The 19,750-nt window shown below is 43.6% G+C and carries 22 protein-coding genes; 10 read left to right on the top strand and 12 right to left on the bottom strand.

Annotation, left to right across the window (positions count from 1 at the left end):
* Window positions 1-288 precede the first annotated feature (288 nt).
* Complete coding sequence (locus tag J7E38_RS11745) at window positions 289-1,491, bottom strand: MFS transporter (protein ID WP_214707513.1); 1,203 nt, start codon at window positions 1,489-1,491, stop codon at window positions 289-291.
* Between the two features lie 291 nt (window positions 1,492-1,782).
* On the opposite strand from J7E38_RS11745, the gene J7E38_RS11740 reads away from it, so the two are divergent.
* Window positions 1,783-2,403 carry a cell wall hydrolase gene (locus tag J7E38_RS11740; RefSeq protein WP_214707511.1) on the top strand — a complete coding sequence of 207 codons (621 nt, stop codon included), beginning with the start codon at window positions 1,783-1,785 and terminating at the stop codon, window positions 2,401-2,403.
* 289 nt (window positions 2,404-2,692) lie between these two features.
* Window positions 2,693-3,211: a GNAT family N-acetyltransferase gene (locus tag J7E38_RS11735; protein WP_214707509.1), complete on the top strand. Its 519-nt coding sequence runs from the start codon at window positions 2,693-2,695 to the stop codon at window positions 3,209-3,211.
* Window positions 3,212-3,263: 52 nt separating this feature from the next.
* Here the strand turns inward: J7E38_RS11735 and J7E38_RS11730 are convergent, their stop codons facing one another.
* The 4 genes from J7E38_RS11730 to J7E38_RS11715 form a co-directional block, all read right to left on the bottom strand.
* Window positions 3,264-3,551 carry a hypothetical protein gene (locus J7E38_RS11730; RefSeq protein WP_214707507.1) on the bottom strand — a complete coding sequence of 96 codons (288 nt, stop codon included), beginning with the start codon at window positions 3,549-3,551 and terminating at the stop codon, window positions 3,264-3,266.
* A 5-nt stretch (window positions 3,552-3,556) separates the two neighbouring features.
* Entirely contained in the window at window positions 3,557-3,940 is a 384-nt protein-coding gene (locus J7E38_RS11725) for an SHOCT-like domain-containing protein (protein ID WP_214707505.1), read from the bottom strand.
* An 11-nt stretch (window positions 3,941-3,951) separates the two neighbouring features.
* Entirely contained in the window at window positions 3,952-4,317 is a 366-nt protein-coding gene (locus tag J7E38_RS11720; RefSeq protein ID WP_214707503.1) for a DUF2089 domain-containing protein, read from the bottom strand.
* 502 nt (window positions 4,318-4,819) lie between these two features.
* Window positions 4,820-5,647 carry a glycerophosphodiester phosphodiesterase gene (locus J7E38_RS11715; RefSeq protein ID WP_214707501.1) on the bottom strand — a complete coding sequence of 276 codons (828 nt, stop codon included), beginning with the start codon at window positions 5,645-5,647 and terminating at the stop codon, window positions 4,820-4,822.
* Window positions 5,648-5,889: 242 nt separating this feature from the next.
* Here J7E38_RS11715 and J7E38_RS11710 point away from each other — a divergent pair, with 242 nt between their 5' ends.
* The 5 genes from J7E38_RS11710 (at window position 5,890) to J7E38_RS11690 (ending at window position 9,584) form a co-directional block, all read left to right on the top strand.
* Window positions 5,890-6,510 (top strand): pyroglutamyl-peptidase I, encoded by a 621-nt coding sequence (locus tag J7E38_RS11710; protein ID WP_214707499.1) that lies wholly within the window; start codon window positions 5,890-5,892, stop codon window positions 6,508-6,510.
* A 27-nt stretch (window positions 6,511-6,537) separates the two neighbouring features.
* Window positions 6,538-7,254 carry a 5-oxoprolinase subunit PxpB gene (pxpB, locus tag J7E38_RS11705; RefSeq protein WP_214707496.1) on the top strand — a complete coding sequence of 239 codons (717 nt, stop codon included), beginning with the start codon at window positions 6,538-6,540 and terminating at the stop codon, window positions 7,252-7,254.
* A 5-nt stretch (window positions 7,255-7,259) separates the two neighbouring features.
* Window positions 7,260-8,027 (top strand): LamB/YcsF family protein, encoded by a 768-nt coding sequence (locus J7E38_RS11700; protein WP_214707494.1) that lies wholly within the window; start codon window positions 7,260-7,262, stop codon window positions 8,025-8,027.
* Window positions 8,024-8,959 carry a 5-oxoprolinase subunit C family protein gene (locus tag J7E38_RS11695; RefSeq protein ID WP_214707492.1) on the top strand — a complete coding sequence of 312 codons (936 nt, stop codon included), beginning with the start codon at window positions 8,024-8,026 and terminating at the stop codon, window positions 8,957-8,959. Before J7E38_RS11700 ends, J7E38_RS11695 begins: the two co-directional genes overlap by 4 nt.
* A gap of 109 nt (window positions 8,960-9,068) precedes the next feature.
* The gene (locus J7E38_RS11690; RefSeq protein ID WP_214707490.1) at window positions 9,069-9,584 is read left to right on the top strand and encodes a CBO0543 family protein; all 516 of its coding nucleotides are present in this window, start codon (window positions 9,069-9,071) and stop codon (window positions 9,582-9,584) included.
* 220 nt (window positions 9,585-9,804) lie between these two features.
* Here J7E38_RS11690 and J7E38_RS11685 read toward each other — a convergent pair whose 3' ends face one another.
* From J7E38_RS11685 to rluF, 6 genes are all read right to left on the bottom strand, one after another.
* The gene (locus tag J7E38_RS11685) at window positions 9,805-11,007 is read right to left on the bottom strand and encodes an MFS transporter (protein WP_214707488.1); all 1,203 of its coding nucleotides are present in this window, start codon (window positions 11,005-11,007) and stop codon (window positions 9,805-9,807) included.
* 14 nt (window positions 11,008-11,021) lie between these two features.
* The gene (locus J7E38_RS11680) at window positions 11,022-11,468 is read right to left on the bottom strand and encodes a MarR family winged helix-turn-helix transcriptional regulator (RefSeq protein WP_214707486.1); all 447 of its coding nucleotides are present in this window, start codon (window positions 11,466-11,468) and stop codon (window positions 11,022-11,024) included.
* Window positions 11,469-11,595: 127 nt separating this feature from the next.
* The gene (locus J7E38_RS11675; RefSeq protein ID WP_214707484.1) at window positions 11,596-12,357 is read right to left on the bottom strand and encodes an RQC-minor-1 family DNA-binding protein; all 762 of its coding nucleotides are present in this window, start codon (window positions 12,355-12,357) and stop codon (window positions 11,596-11,598) included.
* Window positions 12,358-12,448: 91 nt separating this feature from the next.
* The gene (locus J7E38_RS11670; RefSeq protein WP_214707482.1) at window positions 12,449-13,345 is read right to left on the bottom strand and encodes an ABC transporter permease; all 897 of its coding nucleotides are present in this window, start codon (window positions 13,343-13,345) and stop codon (window positions 12,449-12,451) included.
* Window positions 13,346-13,357: 12 nt separating this feature from the next.
* Window positions 13,358-14,266: an ABC transporter permease subunit gene (locus J7E38_RS11665; RefSeq protein WP_214707480.1), complete on the bottom strand. Its 909-nt coding sequence runs from the start codon at window positions 14,264-14,266 to the stop codon at window positions 13,358-13,360.
* 159 nt (window positions 14,267-14,425) lie between these two features.
* On the bottom strand, window positions 14,426-15,154 hold the full coding sequence (gene rluF / locus J7E38_RS11660) for a 23S rRNA pseudouridine(2604) synthase RluF (protein WP_214707961.1): 729 nt from the start codon (window positions 15,152-15,154) through the stop codon (window positions 14,426-14,428).
* Window positions 15,155-15,319: 165 nt separating this feature from the next.
* Between rluF and J7E38_RS11655 the strand changes: the two genes are divergently transcribed.
* The 3 genes from J7E38_RS11655 (at window position 15,320) to J7E38_RS11645 (ending at window position 18,471) form a co-directional block, all read left to right on the top strand.
* Window positions 15,320-16,624, top strand: coding sequence for a DUF2254 domain-containing protein (locus J7E38_RS11655; protein ID WP_214707478.1), 1,305 nt, complete (start codon window positions 15,320-15,322; stop codon window positions 16,622-16,624).
* Between the two features lie 142 nt (window positions 16,625-16,766).
* Window positions 16,767-17,219 carry a DUF1259 domain-containing protein gene (locus J7E38_RS11650; RefSeq protein WP_251030305.1) on the top strand — a complete coding sequence of 151 codons (453 nt, stop codon included), beginning with the start codon at window positions 16,767-16,769 and terminating at the stop codon, window positions 17,217-17,219.
* Between the two features lie 127 nt (window positions 17,220-17,346).
* Window positions 17,347-18,471, top strand: a complete 1,125-nt coding sequence (locus J7E38_RS11645) for an NADH-dependent flavin oxidoreductase (RefSeq protein ID WP_214707474.1) — start codon at window positions 17,347-17,349, stop codon at window positions 18,469-18,471.
* A 242-nt stretch (window positions 18,472-18,713) separates the two neighbouring features.
* Here J7E38_RS11645 and J7E38_RS11640 read toward each other — a convergent pair whose 3' ends face one another.
* Window positions 18,714-19,700: an IS3 family transposase gene (locus tag J7E38_RS11640; RefSeq protein ID WP_214707959.1), complete on the bottom strand. Its 987-nt coding sequence runs from the start codon at window positions 19,698-19,700 to the stop codon at window positions 18,714-18,716.
* Between the last annotated feature and the right edge of the window lie 50 nt (window positions 19,701-19,750).

Genomic DNA, 19,750 nt, shown 5'->3' with positions numbered 1-19,750 from the left:
ATCACATCGATGACGGACAGAAATATTCTTTTGAAGAGAAAAGTGTCCGTCATAACCATGATGACGGACAGAAATGCGATTCTGGAAGAGAAAAGTGTCCGTCATAAGCTCGATGAGGTACAGAAAATATGCATTTGGAGAGAAAAATGTCCGTCATAACTTCGATGACGGACAGAAATACGAGGATGAAGGAAAAAAGTGTCCATCATAGCCCACACACAAAGGAAAAAATTCCTCAATGAAAGGAAAAGCCGCCTTACTTTAGAAGTAGCCTCGGATAAAAGTTGATTAGCTTATACTCTGTTCGTGATCAGCAACCGCTCTTAAATTCCGTGACCTTATGAAAAAGGCTGCCGTCATGGAAATGGCCAATATGCCAAAAATGATGCTCATCTTCTGGAGGCCGACTGCGTCAAGCAGGAATCCGGTTACGAGCAGGACGACCTGGAAGAAGACCCGGTCCATCATGTTCCTGAACGAGAAGAAACGACCATGGAAATCCTTCGGTACCCGTGTCTGGAAAATCGTCGCGGCTGTCGGGAAGAAGCAGCCAACGGAAAAACCGAACATCAGGAAGGCGACGATCGTCAGTACTGGCTGATTGGCAAAATACAGCATCAACTGCGATAAGCCGATCAGCATCGAGCTGGAAAACAGGATTTTATAAGGTGAGAACTTATGGCTGATCCGTTTAATCAGAAACGCTCCGGTCATGAATGCGAGACCTTCTGCAGTATAGATCCAGCCTTTGATAGCCGCGCTATTCTGAAGTTCACTGATATTGATGACGACCAGGTTGAAGCCTCCTAGGAATATGAGCGGAATCAAGGTCAAAATCAAGGTCATCATGACGATCGGCAATTTTAAGATAACAGGGAAGACCTCCTTGAATCCCTGTTTCTGGTTTCCTGTGACCGCAATGTTTGTCTTCTTTTCTTCAAATTGTAAAAACCATGTGAGACCAAAAAGGACAAGATAGGCAGCCATAGACAGGAGATAGACGGCATTCAATGGGATGGCCACCAGCAGGATTCCAGCCGCTGCAGTTCCGATGATTCGAGACAGTGTTGATACATTCATATGGACGCCGTTCAGCTGCAATAAATCCTTCTCGCCTACAACAAGGGGAATCGCCGCCTGAAGCGCCGGAAAGTAAAACGCAGCGGATACTTGCAGCAGCACTAGGAAGACGAGCATCCACCATATTGATCCTGTTTCGATCGCTATCAGCATAAAAGCGACGCTGATCACCCGGACGAACCCTGAGATCAGCATGACAGCCTTTTTGCTGTATTGATCCGTCAACCTTCCGGCAAGCGGCCCAACTGCAATACCGGCAAGCAAACCTGCAGCTAGGAGCAGCGATTTTAAAAAGTCAGAAGGAATCTTCTCCTGCATAAACTCGAGGTTTCCAATGATGCCAAGCCACAGCCCTAATCCGGCAATAAACTCACCAGTCAATAAAATCCAAACATTTTTATTTCTCAACATATAATTTGTGCCTCTCGGTTTCTGATGAATTTTTATTTATACCCAAATTATCGGATATTTGCAAAATTTCGTAAAGCTAAATATTTTTATATATGCTTTAAAACGATTGAATGGACCAAAAGGATACGGAAATAAGAAATTTATACCACTCCGTTTAAAGTTTTCCATTCTTTTGGACGAGTTTTCCATTCGGAAATTAGGGAACTTTCATAAGGAATAGAAATGGGAGGTGTGGAGGAAAACTGCATCGGCAGGCGTACTGCCTATAATAAAAGAACGGGAGTGGAGGATTTGAAGAAGTACATAAAGAGCTTGGCTGCAGCAGCAGTCATTTTAGCGGTCCTGGGTATTGGACAGCCTGAAACAAAGGCTGCAGAAATCAAAATGGGATCGGCAGGTTCAGAGGTTACATATGTTCAATCCATTTTAAAGAAGCTGGGATATTTCAATGATCAAACTACCGGCTATTATGGTCCCGTTACCACTGAAGCGGTCAAGGCGTTCCAAAGGGACTTTGGCCTGGAAACAACCGGAGGAATGGGACCGCGGACAACCCAATTGATCAATGAGATTGAAATGATGGCACATGTCGTGAACGGCGAATCAAGGGGAGAGAGCTACCAGGGCCAGGTAGCAGTTGCAGCCGTCATTTTAAACAGGGTGGAATCGAAGGATTTCCCGGATACAGTTTACGACGTCATCTTCCAAAGGAACGCGTTTACCGCGGTACATGATGGACAGTATCAGCTTCAGCCAAATTACATAGCTTACAATGCCGTGAAGGATGCGTTGCTTGGATGGGACCCTTCCGGTGGATCTGTTTATTACTACAATCCGAATCTTGCCACAAATCAATGGATTTTTACAAGAACAGTCACAACACAAATTGGCAATCACAACTTCGCATACTGAACTGAAAGCACCGGTTTATTGAAAAACCGGTGCTTTTATGCATTTAGAGGTAAAGAACGGCACAAACTAGCTTCTGAGAAACTATGTCAGGAAGGGATAGCAAATCGTGCTGTTCTGGTATCAAACTGGGAGGGACCGACATGACAAAAAAAGGAAGTTCAGTTTAAACGAAGCTATGAATCAGATGGGAAAATGAATAAAGAGAAAAAAGATGCAAAGAAAAATGACAAAAGCGCCAACTTCTTTAACATGACACCTGACAGCGAATAGGAAAGCAAGGAGCAGCGAGATGGCAGAAGAACAGATCGAACGTGCAACAGAAGACGATTTGCCTGTAATTGGCGAAATGTTTGCAATTTGCAAGGAATATCTTGAATCAAGAGGCATTTTGCAATGGGATGAGAAATATCCAAACCATGAGTATTTTGAAAATGCGATGCAGGGGGAAGAGCTGTTCGTGATGAAAAAAGGAGAGGCCACGATTGGAGTGATGGTTCTCGACGAATGGCAGGCTCCTGAATGGGAGAAGGCTAACTGGACCGATACAGATGGGAAGCCGCTTGTTCTTCACTCGTTTTGTGTCGACCCTGCCGCACAGGGCGGAGGATTTGGAAGCAAGATGCTTCAATTTGCCGAGGACTTTGCCAGAGACCATGGATATCCTGCACTCCGGCTGGATACATACTCCGGAAACAAGGGGGCAGTTGGATTCTATGAAAAAAGAGGATATAAGCAGACCGGTACTGTCAGGATGGACGGAAAGCCGGAGGGACATGAATTATATGTTTGTTTTGAAAAGCTGTTCTAATATCGGTTGAAACCCTGCCTTCGGAAGAAACGGAGCCAGGGTTTCTTGCTTTTCATAATTTCACAAGCACTTCAGTACCATCATGCAATTTTGCATCAACAAGCAAAGTCCCTTTATGCTTACCCAGTTCGCGGATGATTTCGTTCATCAGATGCTTGTTTAGTATGGTAGTGAAAAGCACGGCGGGAACTTGGTTACGTTCTAGATCCTGGTTTGCCCATTTATGCATCTGGCTCTTGAATCTTTTAGATGCAAGAATCGAACTGACAGCTCTTAAGATTGTGTACGGGACAGGGAGGGAAAATGCGACTTTATTCGTTTTGATTTTGATTTTCATCATATGCTTTACTCAATGACGACTTTAACTGTATCGCCATTTGCCGATTGGATGTCGACGATGTTCCCATCCAGCTCATTTTCAATTGCATCAATCAGCATATTGATATCAAGGTCTTTGACGTATTGCTGGGATTGAGGAATTCCTGCAGCGATGCTGTACCCAGTTTTGAGAAGCGCCTTCACCAGTTTGATTGGCACATTGACGTTCACATTGTCATTCTCCTTGGACACAATACGGATTTTTAGTGTTTTATCTAAGTATTTATTTTGTTTTTGGGATAAAGCAGGTGTTTCTTTTTCCTTGAGTACAGCAATCAGCTGGGCACCTTTTTCTGAATCAATTTTTCCTTCTTGGACCATCGTTAAAATTCTTGAAATTTCTTCACTCATCAAAATTCCCCCTATTCACCTTTTAAAAGTTTGATTGCATCCTCTGGTGATATTTCACCCTTCTCCAGCATTGCAACGATTTTCTTCTCATCCAGCTCACTTTTCTTTTGAGTGTCATATCCAAGTGCAATGATAATATCGTTAAGCTTTCCACGGACAGTCGGATAGGAAATTCCGAGCTCTTTTTCCACTTCTTTAATATTTCCGCGGGATACAAGGAAGATTTCGATGAACTGAAGCTGTTCCTTTGTTAAAGAAGCGAGCTTTGAAAGTTCGAATTCATTTTCGATTGTCGTATCACAATGATTGCAGTGCAGCTTGGTAATTTTAAGAGTTTGGCTGCAAACGGGACAATTAGTTAAGACAGGATATGCCATGACTGCCTCCTTTCAGCGGTGATTAACTATATTTTATTTGTTGAAATTAAAAATGTAAATATTTAATTGAAAAATAATTAATAAATTTAATTTCGATATTAAATATTTGAAAATATAAAAAGGGGGTGTCCAAAAAGTATAAACTTTTGGGCACCCTCTTTCTTTTTAGGACAACTTATAAAAATGGTACGTTGATTTCCGTTCCAGGCACTTCGCTTTCCGCGGGGCTGGCGCTGAACCTCCTCGCCGCCGTTGGCGTCTGCGGGGTCTCACCTGTCCAGCTGAGCCCGCAGGACATTGATGGGCTTCCTTGAACCTGCCCACGCACGAAGGAAATGCGTTAGCATTTTCGAGGAGTCTTCGCGCCTTCCACTCCAATCAACTCAGGTTTCTAAACTTTTTTAAAGAAAAATAAAAACAAAAAAATCCCTCTTTTGTCATAATTAAGTCACCGCAACCAACCAAACAAAGGAACCTATCCTAGAAGGACAGGTTTTTTAGTTTAGTTTCGTGGGTCTACATAATCCGGATAATCCGTAATAATACCATCTACCTTCATATCAATCAGGAACTGTGCCGATTCAGGGCTTCGTACCGTCCAGGACTGAATTTCCATCCCGAGACTATGGACCTTTTCGACAAGCTCTCTGGAAACGAGGCCATAGCTTGGATTGAAGAAATCGGCGTAGGCTGCGAATTCTTCCAGGGCAGCGTCGGTTGCGTGAAGTTTTGAAGAGGTTAAGACGCCAATCGGAACTTTTGGAAGAAGTGCATCCATCTTTTTCATTGATTCAAAATTGAAGGATTGGAGAATGATCTTGTCATTCTGCGGCTTGTCCAGGTTTCTCTCCTTCAATTCCTGTGCTACAGCTTCTTCGATTCCCGGATATAACTCCGGTGACTTCAATTCTATTAAAATACCAATTTTTCCATGATAGCGGTCAAGCACTTCCTCAAAGGTAGGGATTCTTTCACCGGCAAATTGCTCGCCTTTGAAGCTCCCGGCATCAAGGCTGCGCAGCTCTTCTAAAGTCAAATCGCCAACTTTTCCAGTACCATCTGTTGTCCGGTCGACAGTCGTGTCGTGGATTACGACCAATTCCCCGTCCTTACTGCGCTGGACATCGAGTTCAATGTAATCTGCTTTCAGTTCAAGCCCTTTATCGAATGCGGCAATCGTATTCTCGGGCGCATAACCTGCAGCCCCGCGGTGGGCGACAGTATCAAACTGTCTCAGTTCCCCAGTGGTAGGTTCCGCAGCAAAGGCCTGATGAAAAGGACTGAGCATGAGGGTTAAGGCAAATCCAGTTCCGATTAATGTTTTCTTCATTTCTCCATCTCCTCTGCATGTTTTATGTAACAATGTCAGATTAACGGAGAAGTATTAAGACCCTGTTTCAATACTGTTTAAAGAGAGTAATGGTATTATAAAAATTTTTAGGAACATTTTCTTAGGTTTGTTTACAATTAATAAAATCATATAAGATTTCATTAAAGTCTTAATATTCTGGTAGAATAATAATAAATGATCTTTGTTAAAATCGAAAACTCTAAAGAAAGTAGTGTTCATTCATGAAAATTTTAATCTCGGGCTTTGAGCCTTTTGGAAAGATGAGTATCAATCCTACTGAAAAATTACTTTCGGAAGCTGAGAAGTTTTTGATGGAGAATGTGGAAATCGAAACGATTTTGCTGCCGGTCAATTATGACGAGTGTGCGGAAGAACTGATCAAGAAAATTGAAGAAACCCAGCCAGATGTGGTGATTTCCTGTGGACTCGCAGCAGGCAGGACGGCAATAACCCCTGAACGGATTGGCATCAATATCAAGGATACCGGTTCAGGTGATCCTTATCCTGATAATAGAGGCAATATCCCAACGGATGAGGCGATTGATGAGGAAGGGCCGGATGGCTTATTCTCTACGTTGCCAAACCGTTTAATCGAAAAGAACCTGAAGGAGCTGCAGATCCCGGCGTCAATTTCGAACAGTGCGGGTACATTCATCTGCAATAACACATTGTATGCGGTTTTGAATCATATCCATAAAAATAACCTGCCAATCAAAGCTGGTTTTATCCATTTTCCGGCATCGACAGAAATGTCTGCCCGCAATCCTTCTTTGCCGTCCTTGCCGCAGAATGTGATGACAAAGGCCTTGAAGGTGATTGTCGAGACATGTGTTTCAGCATAATTAATCATGAAGTTTAAGGAGGAAAAGATGCGTTTTGAAATCTTGCCGCTGGGTGACTCGGCGGTACGCGTTTCTTTTGGGGATACAATAGATGAAAAGATTAACAGACAGATTAATGCATTTTTAAAAAAGCTTGAACAGGCCAGGGTCGAAGGCATTATTGAATGCGTTCCTGCCTACACGACCTTAACGATTTATTATGAACCAGATGTCATTTTCTATGATTCGCTTATCAATCAACTTAAAATGATACATCTATCTCCGGGAACATCCCGGCAAGACAGGCAGCTTGTTTATGAAATCCCGGTCTGTTACGGAGGAGAGTACGGAGAGGATTTAAGGTATGTCGCAGAGTATCATGGTTTAGGGGAGCAGGAAGTCATTGACCTTCATGCGGATAGAGAATATCTCATCTATATGATGGGGTTCATGCCTGGTTTCCCTTATCTTGGAGGGCTTCCGGAAAACCTGGCTGTCCCGAGACTGGAGAAGCCGAGACAAAGTGTGAAACCGGGTGCTGTCGGAATTGGCGGGAACCAGACGGGGATTTACCCTGCTGACGTTCCTTCCGGATGGAGGATCATCGGTACAACACCTGTTAATTTATTTTCACCGAAAAAGAAAGAGCCGTTCTTGTTGAGTTCAGGACATTATATAAAATTTGTGCCAATCAATAAGGAGCAGTTTTTAAGTATTAAAAAAATGGGTGACACCTATCGGGTCAAGACGTATGAAAAGAGGTGAGGCAAGTGGTTTCGGTTGACCTTAATTGTGACTTAGGGGAAAGCTACGGTGTATTTAAAATTGGCAACGACAGCGAAGTGCTGAAGCATATCACTTCGGCCAACATCGCCTGCGGCTACCATGCAGGTGACCATAATGTCATGATGGAAACGGTAAAAATGGCGAAAGCACACGGAGTGAAAATCGGCGCGCATCCTGGCTTTCCTGACCTGCATGGGTTTGGCCGCAGAGAAATCAAGATGAGCGCCAGGGAAATATACAATCTTACCGTCTATCAAATCGGCGCGCTCGCAGCCGCTGCAAAGGCTTGCGATACAAGCATCGTCCATGTGAAACCGCATGGAGCCCTTTACAATATAGCCGCAAAGAATCGCACAGTGGCGGAAGCGATTGCCCGTGCTGTGGCAGATGTCGATAGCAATTTGGTATTATTCGGTCTCGCCGGGAGCTGCCTTGTAAAGTTGGGCAAGGAGGCAGGACTGCAGGTGGCGCAAGAGGTGTTTGCAGACCGTACCTATCAGCCTGATGCAACGTTGACACCGCGTTCCCAGGCTAATGCCATGATTCATGACGAGAGGCTGGCAATGGAAAGAGTCATTCGGATGGTGAAGGAAGGTAAAATCGCGGCGGTTGATGGGACAGACATTGACATCCAGGCCGACACCATCTGCATCCATGGAGACGAGCCGCAGGCCCTTGACTTTGCAGTGAAATTGAAGGAAACATTGTTATCAGAAGGCATTGAAGTAGGAAGAAGCTGGGATGCAAAATGACAGAGCCTCTTTTTAAAGTCATCAAACCAGGCTTGCAGACAACAGTCCAGGATTTAGGAAGGTCAGGGTATCAACAATACGGCATCAGTCCATCAGGAGCGATGGACACTTACTCATTAAGAATGGCCAATCTGCTTGTGGGGAACCTTCCAGGTGAAGCAGGGCTGGAGGCAGCGATGCTCGGTCCCGGTCTTGAAGCTTTGAGTGATGTGTCAATCGCCATTTGCGGCGGCGACTTGCAGCCGAAGGTGGAAAACAAAGAAGTAATGATGTGGAAAAGTTTCGTTCTAAAAAAAGGAGAAACTTTGACATTTGGAGATGTGAAGAGCGGAGCAAGGGCGTACATCGGCGTTGCTGGAGGAATTGATGTCCCGCTCGTGCTCGGCAGCAAATCTACCTTTATCAATGGTCAGCTCGGCGGTTTTCACGGCCGGGCATTGGAAGCGGGTGATTTATTATCTGGGACCCCGTTTGTCAGGCAAAAACGGTTTTTACATAAAGATTTAATCCCTTCATACCAAAAACAGCTGGACATAAGAGTGATTCTTGGGCCTCATCTTGGTAAATTCACTCAAAAGACCATGAATCAATTTTTAGCCAGCGAGTATACAATGTCAAGCCAATCCAATAGGATGGGATACCGGCTTGAGGGGCCGAAGCTGGAGACAATTGGCGGCTCCGATATTATTTCCGATGCCATCCCGCTCGGAGGCATCCAGGTGCCATCTAACGGGCAGCCAATCATCCTGCTGTCAGAACGTCAGACGACCGGGGGCTATGCCCGTATTGCCACTGTTATTTCTGTTGATATTCCACTTCTCGCCCAGGCATTGCCAAGGACAAAAATCCGCTTCCAGGAAATCACGATCGAAGAAGCGCAAAAAGAATACCAGAAACAGAAAAGACTGTTTAAGTTTTTGTTTATCAATTGAATATCCAATCGCGTGACCTGCTCATTTTATGGTGCAGGTCTTTTTTTGTATAAAAAACTGTCCACCGGAAATAACTGATAAAATCAGGATTCACGGGGAGAGAAGCAATATGTATCTATTATTAGTCATAGCAGTCTGGATTTTTTTCGCTTATAAGTTTGTTGATTGGTCCCAATGGAAGAAGCAGTACTCGACGATTCTTTTTTTTATGATGATTAATCTGCTCTACAATACGCTGTATTATAATTACACTTTATGGGCTTTCCGCGGAATTACCGCTGAGTGGCTGAACCACTCGATCATTAATATCGCATTCACGTTTTTCATATGTCCGGTCGGATTGATGATCTATCTTCAGCGGTTTCCGTCAACAAGGAGAAATCAGCTGATCTACCTGGGAACCTGGGTGGTCTTTTACTCCATTATAGAAGCATTATTTGCCCATAAAGGGATGTTCGTGTACGACAATGGCTGGAATAGCTGGCATAATATTTGGCTCAACCTGATTTTATTTGTTTTCATATGGGTTCATTACCGAAAACCAGTCATCGCCTGGATCATTGCCATACCGGTTGCCGTGATCTTCTACTTATTATTTCCGTTCCCACTGGATAGCCTAAAGTAAAAGAGGTGGATGAATTTGTTGATCCAGAATGTATTATCTGTGCCGGTATTCCTTGTTCTGCTCTTTTTGACCTATATCTCGATGTGGATTTATATCCGCAGGCATGAGGTCAGGAATGGGGATAGGGATTAAACAGCAGGACCTAAAGCCCGCTTTCAGAAAATCAGATATGAATCCCATGAAAGCCAAAAACACGGTGGAAATGATTCCACCGTGTTTTTTAAAAGCCAATTTCTTCTGTTGTTTCAGCAAATTGTTTCTTATGTTTCTTTTTCATCACGAAAATCAAGGTATAGGCAAGCATGAGCCCAGCTAGAAAGATAACCGAGAATCCGTATATGAAGTGATAGCTCGTGTAGGAAGCAAGCAGGCCAAGCCCGGCCGACCCGAGAGCCATGCCCAAATCCATTGAGGAAAAGTACATCGCATTTGCGGTACCTTGTTTCTCTTTTGATACTGAGCTTACCGCAATTGCCTGAAGTGTAGGTGCTACCGTCCCATATGCAGTACCGTAAAAAACGGCCGCGACTAAAAGGGTTAATGTATTTTGAGTGACAGCTAAAAGTGTCAATCCAATGATCCCTGAAGCGACTGCAGGGTAGATGATAAATTTATGTCCGTATTTATCGTACATTCTTCCTGATACCGGCCTGATGACGACCATCACAATCGTCAGGACAAGAAAGAACAGGGAGATGGTTGCCCCGAGGTTAGCCTCTTTGCCTAGTTCCCTTAGGAAGCTTACGACTCCGCCAAGCGTAATCGAAAAGAAAGCGGTCAGGATTGCCGGCGTAAAGGCGTCCTTGTCAAAGGCATGCTCACGGAAATTGATTTTCTGTGGCTTTGCTGGGACAGGTTTTCGAGGGCTTTTTACAAAGATATTCAAGATCATGATCAGCAGGGTCAATCCGACTGAAATCGCGATCAGTATATTAAAAGAAAAAACCTGGAGCAGGGCCAGTGCCAGCATCGGTCCGAGACTTGTCCCTACACTTGTTGCCATCCCATAATAGCCGATTCCTTCACCGAGACGGTGGGCAGGGATGATATTGGTGGCCATAGTCGAAAAGATCGTTGTAATGATCCCAAAACCAATTCCATGAAAAACTCTTAATAAAAGCAATAATGCGACTGAATCCTGGCCGAAGCTTAGGGCAACTGTAATGGCTGTCAGACCGAGAGAAATGAGGCTCAACTTCCTGTAATCCATCTTCTGCATCAAGGAAGCGACAAAGAAACGGGTGACGATGGCCGCAACCATGAATACCGTTGTCATCAAACCGCCCTGCGCCGGATTGTTTTTAATGTCGGTAATGAAAGCAGGGAAGCCCGCAGTCAAAAGCTGCAGGCAAATAAAAAATAAAAAAGCCATCAAAAGAATGGCCATAAACTTTGCTGTCCACAACTTGGATGTAGTGTTCATTATATTCCTTCTTTCTAATTGTTTTCCTCCAGGAGTCCTGCAATATTGTCTTCCAGATTGGATAAAACTTCTTTGAAAATATCAAGATGGGCTGCATCAATACCATGGGTGATCTTCACGTAGATTTCCTCGATATAAGGAGTCACTTCCTCGACAAGCTTTGTGCCCTTTGGAGTGATTTCCACCAGAAAAGAACGCCGGTCCTGTGGATTAGGGACCCTTTCAACATTTTCCTGTTTTACAAGGAGATCAAGGATTTTAGTCAGTGTTGCCTGGTCCTTGTCTGACCTGATCGATAATTCTTTTTGTGAAATCTTATCAGACTCGTTCAGTGTGCGCAGGACACTCCACTGTTCAGTCGTAATATGGTAAGGCTTCAAATGATGATTGATGATTCGTGTGAGCTTCTTGCTTAACCGAACCGAAGCTGAGCCGATTGCTTTATCCAAAGACATATTCATGAGCGTGACCTCCTCAATTACCTTAAATCATTTTAGCACGATAAATATTTTGTGTAAATATAATTTGTATACAAACTATATTTCGGCCAAAAAGAAACCTGGCATCTTATAAGCCAGGTGACCGGAATTAATCTATTACTCTTGCCACATCATTGCCGCAGTTCTTGCATTTTCCTTCGAGTATAACTGTGTCATTGAACTCCTTGATCACATATTTCTCGATTTGAACCGGGCCGCGGCAATGTCCACAAAAAACGTTCCGGACAAGCATCTGCCGGATATCCTGAGGAATAGCCAGCCATTTTTTATTGGCTGCAAAAGAGAGAATGCCACTTTGTGCCTGAGGAGCGGTGGAATCTTCTTTAGTCAGTCCCTGGACCACTTCTTTGATTCTTTCAGGAACAGGTTTGAAGGTTTCAAGCTCCAGCCATTCCATCAGCGTGTCGATTAGTTCCTTATCCTTTCTCTCCTCAATGAGATCGAGTAAGTCCATCTTTAATTCTGGATCCTGATTGAGGATAACCTGAACATACTCATATCTGCCGTACTCAGCAGCGAGGGAGAGATCTGTATAAAGCACTTCCGCAAGTTCATCTTTAATAAGGTTCCAGCCTTTGTCTGTGTAAATAAGGAGGGAGAGCTTTTCATCAGCTGAAAGGTAGCCGTTGGCCATCACCCATTCTACCTTTTCCATGATCTCCTTTTGTTTTATGTCTGCGAATGAGCCGTAAAAAGGGGAGAGGTGAAGGTCGCCTGTATAAATCCTTTTGTCTTTTGAACCAGCGAGAATCTTGCCCAGCAGGCCCTTCCCTCCGTACATAATAATTTCGTTTGCAGCGAGCAAAATGATCTTCAGTTCGTCCTGGCTTACCGGGTTTGTCGTATTCATGACTTTAAATAGCTCCTAACTTATAGAACGTTGATATAAGTTATTACAACACAAATTCTTTGTCCGCACCAGCACGCATACCTGCGAATGGTTATAAATTTGAAGACTCTCCTTTTTCAAAATAACGCCGAAGCCCTTCACCCAGTATATTGAATGTCAGAATCATGTACGTGATCGCACTTGCGGTGAAAAAAGGGATCCAAAAGGCTTTTAACAAATCTCCTCTTGCTTCACCCAGAAGTGTTGGCCAATTAAGACTTGTATTTCTCAATTCTCCAAATCCGTAGCTTGTCTGGACAAATACTTGGGTCACAAAAATACTGAAAATTCCCAGCTGGCCGAGCAATAAAGCGACCCTGCCCAGGTCAATGCAAAAGTTGACGATGATTTCGGGCAAAAGACTAGGAACATAGTAATTTTTAAAAAAGCGAAACGGTCCATTTCCGATTGTAATCCCAGCCTCGACAAAAGGAGTCTTGGAGATCGACAGGACTTTCTGCTTCATGATATAGCTGACTCTCCCAACTTCAATGAGCGCGAGGATGAAAATGACCCAGACGATCCGATTTGGACTAAAGGTGAAGATGGGGAGAGTAATGAATAAGATTGCGGCAAAAATGATTGGGAGGCCTGCGGAAAGCTGATTCCACCAGTTGATCAGCCAGGTGAATGGCTTTTTCCAAATGAACGCCAATAAAACCAGTACCAGTGAGAAAAGGTATCTGATGATAGTGATGGCGAAGACTAATAAAATGGTATCCTTTGCCCCGGCTATAAGGATGCTTAATAAATCACGGCCGTCATGGTCGGTGCCGAGAAGGTGTTTGGATGAGGGAGCAAAGGGAGCCCTTTGAAATTTGCCATCTTCCATAACCATCCGATTTTCCTCAATACCGCCCTTTACAAATGAAAAATGCGGACCGATAAAGGCAACCAATATAAAAATCGATAACAACATTGTTCCGGTGATGAAATGCCAATTCCTCAATTCGCAAACCTCCTAACGCGGATCAAGCCGGCTGCTGAGCAGATGACTGCAGATTTGGGCAAACAAGACAATGGCCATGAAGCATATCCCAAAGGAAATGATCACGCTCGGTTCATAGAACGACTCTCTGCCAATAAAGATGCGCGGTTCAAAATCAAGCGCCAGCCATAGGCGGTATGCTGCCCCTTTATAGTCGAGCAGATACTCTAAAAATAGTAAATTTGATAATATGTAAATCATCATCGTCGGCACATAATTCAGGATGGTACCACCACAATTTTTTAGGATATGTCGATAGAGGATGTAGTTTTCATTAAACCCCTTGGCTTTCGCGACCTGGACATATTGTTTCCCCGCCTCACTGGAAACCGCACCTGCAGTAATCCTGCTGATGTACATCGCGGGATAGATTGCTGCCAGCAGCGAAGGGATGAAGAAATTGAACCACTGCTCATGGCCAAAGATATCAATCCAATTCACATAGAAGATGATGATCCACTGGAACAGCAGGATGATGAGAAAATCTGGAATGGACAGAAGGAGCCATGTGCTCCAATTTCCCAAAATACTTTTTCGTTTCGTGGAGTTCTTGAAATCATAGATCCCTTTCAGGACTCCTGCTGCTAAACTAAGGAAAAACGCCGTAACGATTATTTTTAAACTGCGGGGGAAATAGATGGCGACTTCCTCCTCGACCGGCTTATGATACCTGGTTTCGCCAAAGCTGCCATTCTTAATGAAACTTTCGGCGAAATGGATAATATTTCCCATATATTCCTCCCAGGAAAAATCGTAGGTATATACGACCTTTACAGCCCGTCCTTCTCCAGTCACCATCGCTTCCCTCGGGAACAAAGTGATTAAAATCAAGCAGATGCTAACAACGATGAAGAAAACAATTTTATTCAGGATGTTTCTCAAAGATTTTGCACCTCTCTGAAAAATTTCATTTGTTTCCCAATTCTATTTTCATATTTTGAAAAAAAGTACTTATTCATTAATTTTTAGTGACAGAGGAAAGAAGCTAATTACTTATAAAAAACGGCCAATAAAAAGGATGAGCCATAAATGCTCATCCTTTTACCATTGCTTCGGTTCGTAATTCAAATCGCTGAAAAGCTGCTGTTTCTCCTTTTTGGTCAAGTCGCGCCATTGGCCGATTGGAAGGCTGCCAAGATGGATATTCATGATCCGGATGCGCTGCAGTCTGAGGACTTCATAGCCAAGAGCTTCACACATGCGGCGGATTTGCCTGTTCAATCCTTGTGTAAGAATGATATTGAATTCGTATTTTGAAAGCTGGACGACTTTTGCCGGCAATGTTTTCGTCCCAAGGATCCTGACGCCTTCAGACATCGCCTTGACGAATTCTGGAGTAATTGGCTTGTCCACGGATACAATATACTCTTTTTCATGCTTGTTCTCAGCCCTGAGGATTTCATTAACGATATCTCCGTCGTTCGTGAGCAGGATCAGGCCTTCTGAATCCTTATCGAGCCGCCCGATGTTGAAAATCCTTAGCGGATGATTGACAAGATCGATGATGTTGCCCTTCACATGTCTTTCCGTCGTACTTGTGATGCCGACCGGTTTATTCAAGGCAATATAAACATAGTTCTGCGACACCCTGATTTCTTCGCCATTGAGCTTGACGACATCGCCAGGCTCGACCTGGCTGCCGATTTTTGCAACCTTGCCGTTGATTGTCACTCGTCCTTCCTCAATGAGGCGGTCAGCGCCCCGTCTTGACGTTTTTCCTGTTTCGCTGATGAATTTATTGATACGCAGGTTAATCCCACCCTTAAACATTTGAAGTATACAATTAAGAATATTCCACTGTGGGTTTATTTTCAAGCCTCGTAACACCCTGTCTTTTTAAAGAGGTAAAACCAGACTGGTAAGGTTAATGATTAAACACGTCCTATTTGGTCTAAATAAATAAGGAAAGAGTTGGCAGCTAAGGAGTTGGAGAGATTGTTGAGAAAAATGGCTTTAAGGATAAGGGAAAGTATGTGGCTGAGACCCGTTATTTATAGTGTGCTCGCATTCCTGCTGGCATTGATTGTGATTTATGTTGACCACAACGGACTGTCTCAGGAGGTCGTTCCATCATTCATGCTTACCAGCGTCGACCTTGCCCAGACGATTTTGGGTTCGCTTTCCGGGGCACTTTTAACGATGACGACGATTACATTCTCGACAATCATGGTTGTATTGACTACATATTCATCACAATTCTCTCCGCGAACGCTGAATAATTTCGTTGAAGATCCTTTGACAATGCGGGTGCTTGGAATCTTTATGGGAGGGTTTGTCTATTCAGTCCTGTCTTTACTCTTCATGAGTGAAAACTGGTACGAAAGTGAGGTGATTTCTGCATCAGTTGGGGTGGTGATCGCGTTCATCTGCCTTGGTGTTTTCGCCTATTTTATCCATAATGTGGCTACGTCCATTCAGGTCAGTACGCTGATCCGAGAAATAACTGAGGGCAGTATGAAGGTCATCAAAAGGCAGGAAGAGACGCTGGAAAGCAAATTTACTAATGTGATTGATGACAGGAAAGATGCCGATTTCACTTATGAATTCGTCAGGGATGTAAAATGCAGGGGATATGGCTATGTACAGCTGACAGACTATCACGGTCTTTTGAAATATGCATCCCAGCATAGAATCGGGGTTGAGGCGAATTTTTTGAATGGAGATTTTCTTACCGAGGACAGTATTGCGTTCAGGGTCCATCATAGTGGTGAACTGGACGAGGACATAGATGGTGTGCTGAATCAGTACTTGAAGCTTGGGAAGGAACGTTCATCGATTCAGGATCCGGAATTCGCCCTGCAGAAAATCGTCGAAGTGGCATTAAGGGCTATATCACCTGCGGTCAACGACCCGAATACAGCAAGAGTCTGTATCTCGTATCTGGGCATGGCGTTGTCACATCTTTGCCGGATTCGTTCGAATGGCCGCTATATCGCCTATTATGACGAAGAGATGCAGCCAAGAATCATTGGCAAACAAAAAAGGACTATGGATATCTTATATTTATCCTTTTATCAAATCATCCATTATGGCAGCGAGGATTTTTCGATTCTAACAGCTCTGATCGATGCGTATCTGTTAATCGGAAGATCAGCAGATGAATCATTGAAGAAAAGCATCTGGGAACTTTATATTTACAATATGGAAAAATTTAATAAAGACGAACTGAAGGAATTGGACCAGCTCTATTTGAATGAGAAGAAACAAGAACTTTCAACCGTATTGGGAATAGCACTTTAGGATGGAAGCGTGCTTTTCCATGTGGGGCAGCATGAAAAAGGCATTCTGCTGAGGCAGAGTGTCTTTTTAATATAGTGCAGGAATATTGAAAAAAGGAAATAGGGATGCTAAAGGAAAAAAAGGAGTGCCTGACGTGAAAAGAATGACGATGGCAGTTTTGTTGGTTTTTTCATTATTTTTACCTGCTGCAGCACAGGCTCAGGGAAATACAGATTGTGAAAAGCTGAAGAATGTTTTCAATACAGATGTTGAATCCGTAAATGGTGTCTGCAAGGTGGAAATCATCCGTGAACATATTAAACAAGCGACGTTTATGGGTAAAAAACTGTCCATGGAAATGATGGAACTAGCCTTCCATTTCAGTTTTGAAAAGGTTGATGGGCAAACAGCCGTGATGGGAGAACTCGCTTTGCTACAGGATGAAGTAAACCCTGTCCTGGAGGAATTGGCAAAGGGGAAGCTGGAAGTCTCCGCTTTGCACAACCATATGCTGTTTGAGAAACCGAGAATCATGTATCTCCATTTTCAGGGAATTGGCGATATGGAGCAGCAGGCAGAGACCATCAAGGCAGCAATCGAAAAGACAAGCAAGTAATGGATGACAGCGGAAAAATAATTTCCCGCTGTTTTTTTCAGGAAAGATACAAATAATAACTGAGATGTTTAGCTAGCAGCAGTTTAGGTAAAATCTTTCGTATATCGAAAAAGGAGGTACATAGTTAATGAACGAAAAATATAAACCGTTATTCGATTCTTTTTCATTCCCCAATGGAGTCAGCCTGAAGAATAGACTGGTCATGGCACCGATGACAAACTTCTCATCCAATGAGGATGGAACCGTGACAGACGCAGAGGTAAAGTATTATGCCCGCCGCTCAAAAGATGTAAGCATGGTAGTGACGGCGTGTACATACGTGACCAGAGATGGGAAAGGCTTCAAAGGTGAGTTTGGCGCAGATACAGATGACATGATTCCAAGTTTGCGTAAGCTGGCTTCAGCTATTAAAGCGGAAGGCGCTAAAGCAGTGCTGCAAATTTTCCATGGTGGCCGCGAATGTCCGCCGGAACTTGTGCCGGATGGAGACATTGTCAGCGCAAGTGCCGTTCAGTCAGAGCGGAACAGTGCAAAGGCACCGCGTGAATTGACAGGAGAAGAAATTGAGAAGATCATTTCTGCCTTTGGCGAGACCACCCGCCGGGCAATACAGGCAGGCTTTGATGGAGTCGAAATCCATGGAGCCAATGGCTATTTGATTCAGCAATTCTTCTCCCCACATTCAAACAGGCGTGAAGATCAATGGGGTGGCTCACTGGAAAAAAGGATGGCCTTTCCGCTGGCGGTTGTCGATGAGGTGAAGAAGGTAACAGCTGAGCATGCCAAAGAACCGTTCATCGTCGGATACAGATTCTCCCCCGAAGAGCCGGAGGAGCCGGGTATTACGATGGCAGACACCCTTGAATTGATTGATGCCCTTGCAGAAAAGAATCTTGATTACCTGCACGTATCATTGAATGATTTCTGGTCAAAGCCAAGAAGGGGTGTGGATGATGACCGTTCACGGATGGAAATCATCCACGAACGAGTCGGAAATAAAGTACCTGTCATTGGTGTGGGATCACTTTACAGTGCGGAAGATGTGATCAAGGCATTCGGAACAGGAGTGCCTCTGCTTGCGCTTGGACGTGAACTGATCATTGATCCAGATTGGGTAGAAAAAGTCGAAACCGGCCGTGAAAATGAAATTGAAACGAAGCTTGATACAGGTGCGCAGGCCCGACTAGTCGTTCCGGATCCATTATGGCAGGCAATCGTCAATACACCAGGCTGGTTTCCGGGTGTACAATAAAAAATTGCTTTTAGAAGAACCAAAGCAGCTGCGCTTTGGTTCTTTTTTTGAGGGAATTTTGTTTTATTGGCGGAGTTCACAATTTTATTGGCGAAAATTTATTTTTAATGGCGATTTCTGGACTTCTGTCAATAAAATAGATTATTTTATGCCAGGGATTGGCGTATTTTTTATTCCGCACTCCGTTTACACTTCGTTTGGATGCCTCAGCCTAAAGGAAAAATCAAAAACCGATTATTCCATTAGGCTGAGGGCAACTCTTTTTTATTGGCGTCTTCTCTTTGCGCCTTTTCGAACGCCAATTCACACTCAACTGGAGTGGCGTATTCAAGTGTGGAATGAATCCGTTTCCTGTTATAAAATTGCACATAAAACTCGACAGCTGCTACCGCGGCTGCCTTTGTGGGAAATACAAATTTATAAAGGTATTCTTTTTTCAATGAAGCAAAAAAGGACTCTACACAGGCATTATCATAAGGAGTCGCTTTCCTGCTCATACTGATTGTGGCTTTAGCTGTCTTAAGGGTTTCGATATAATTGTTCGAACAATATTGTGATCCACGATCTGAATGGTGGATCCAACCCTCTTCGGGGTTTCGTAATGCAATAGCTTCATTTAAGGCACGGAGTGGCAGAGTATGCTCCATATTATCGTCAATGGCGTAGCTTATAACCCGGCGTGAAAATAAGTCAATAACAGGGTTCATGTAAATAAAACCTTCTCCTGTATGGATATAGGTAATATCAGTTACCCATACTTTATTAGGCGCCTTGGGGTTGAAGTTACGGTCTAGTACATTTGGATATGTTCTCTTGTCATGGTTTGAATCGGTAGTATGAACATATTTTTTCGGTGGCGTCGCATAGAGGCTAAGCGCTCTCATACGATTGGCTACTTTCTTTTGTGAGACCTTTATATTATTCTCTGTCAAAAGCTTTTTGTGGATCCTAGGACTACCAAATGTAGAAAGGTTCTCATAAAAGTGAGAAATGATGAGTTCATCCAACTGTCTGTCTTGTTTCTGCTTTTCTGTTTCACCCTGTTCCTGACGCTTTAGCCATGCATAATAACCTGAAGTAGTAACACCTAGTACTTTGCACATCCTCACGATGGTGTGCTCATCCCTCTCTGAATGGATGAAAGCAAACTTTACTTCTTTTCTTGCGTGAAGATGTGCATCGCCTTTTTTAAGATTGTATTTTCCTCCTCCAGTTCCAACTTTCTTAATCTTTCTGCTTCATATAATTTTTTGTATTCTGAAGCGGTTAATAAGCGGTT

It is taken from the genome of Bacillus sp. ISL-35 (assembly GCF_018613355.1).
GTDB lineage: Bacteria > Bacillota > Bacilli > Bacillales > Cytobacillaceae > Mesobacillus.
This window is presented reverse-complemented; position numbering and strand designations above follow the sequence as displayed.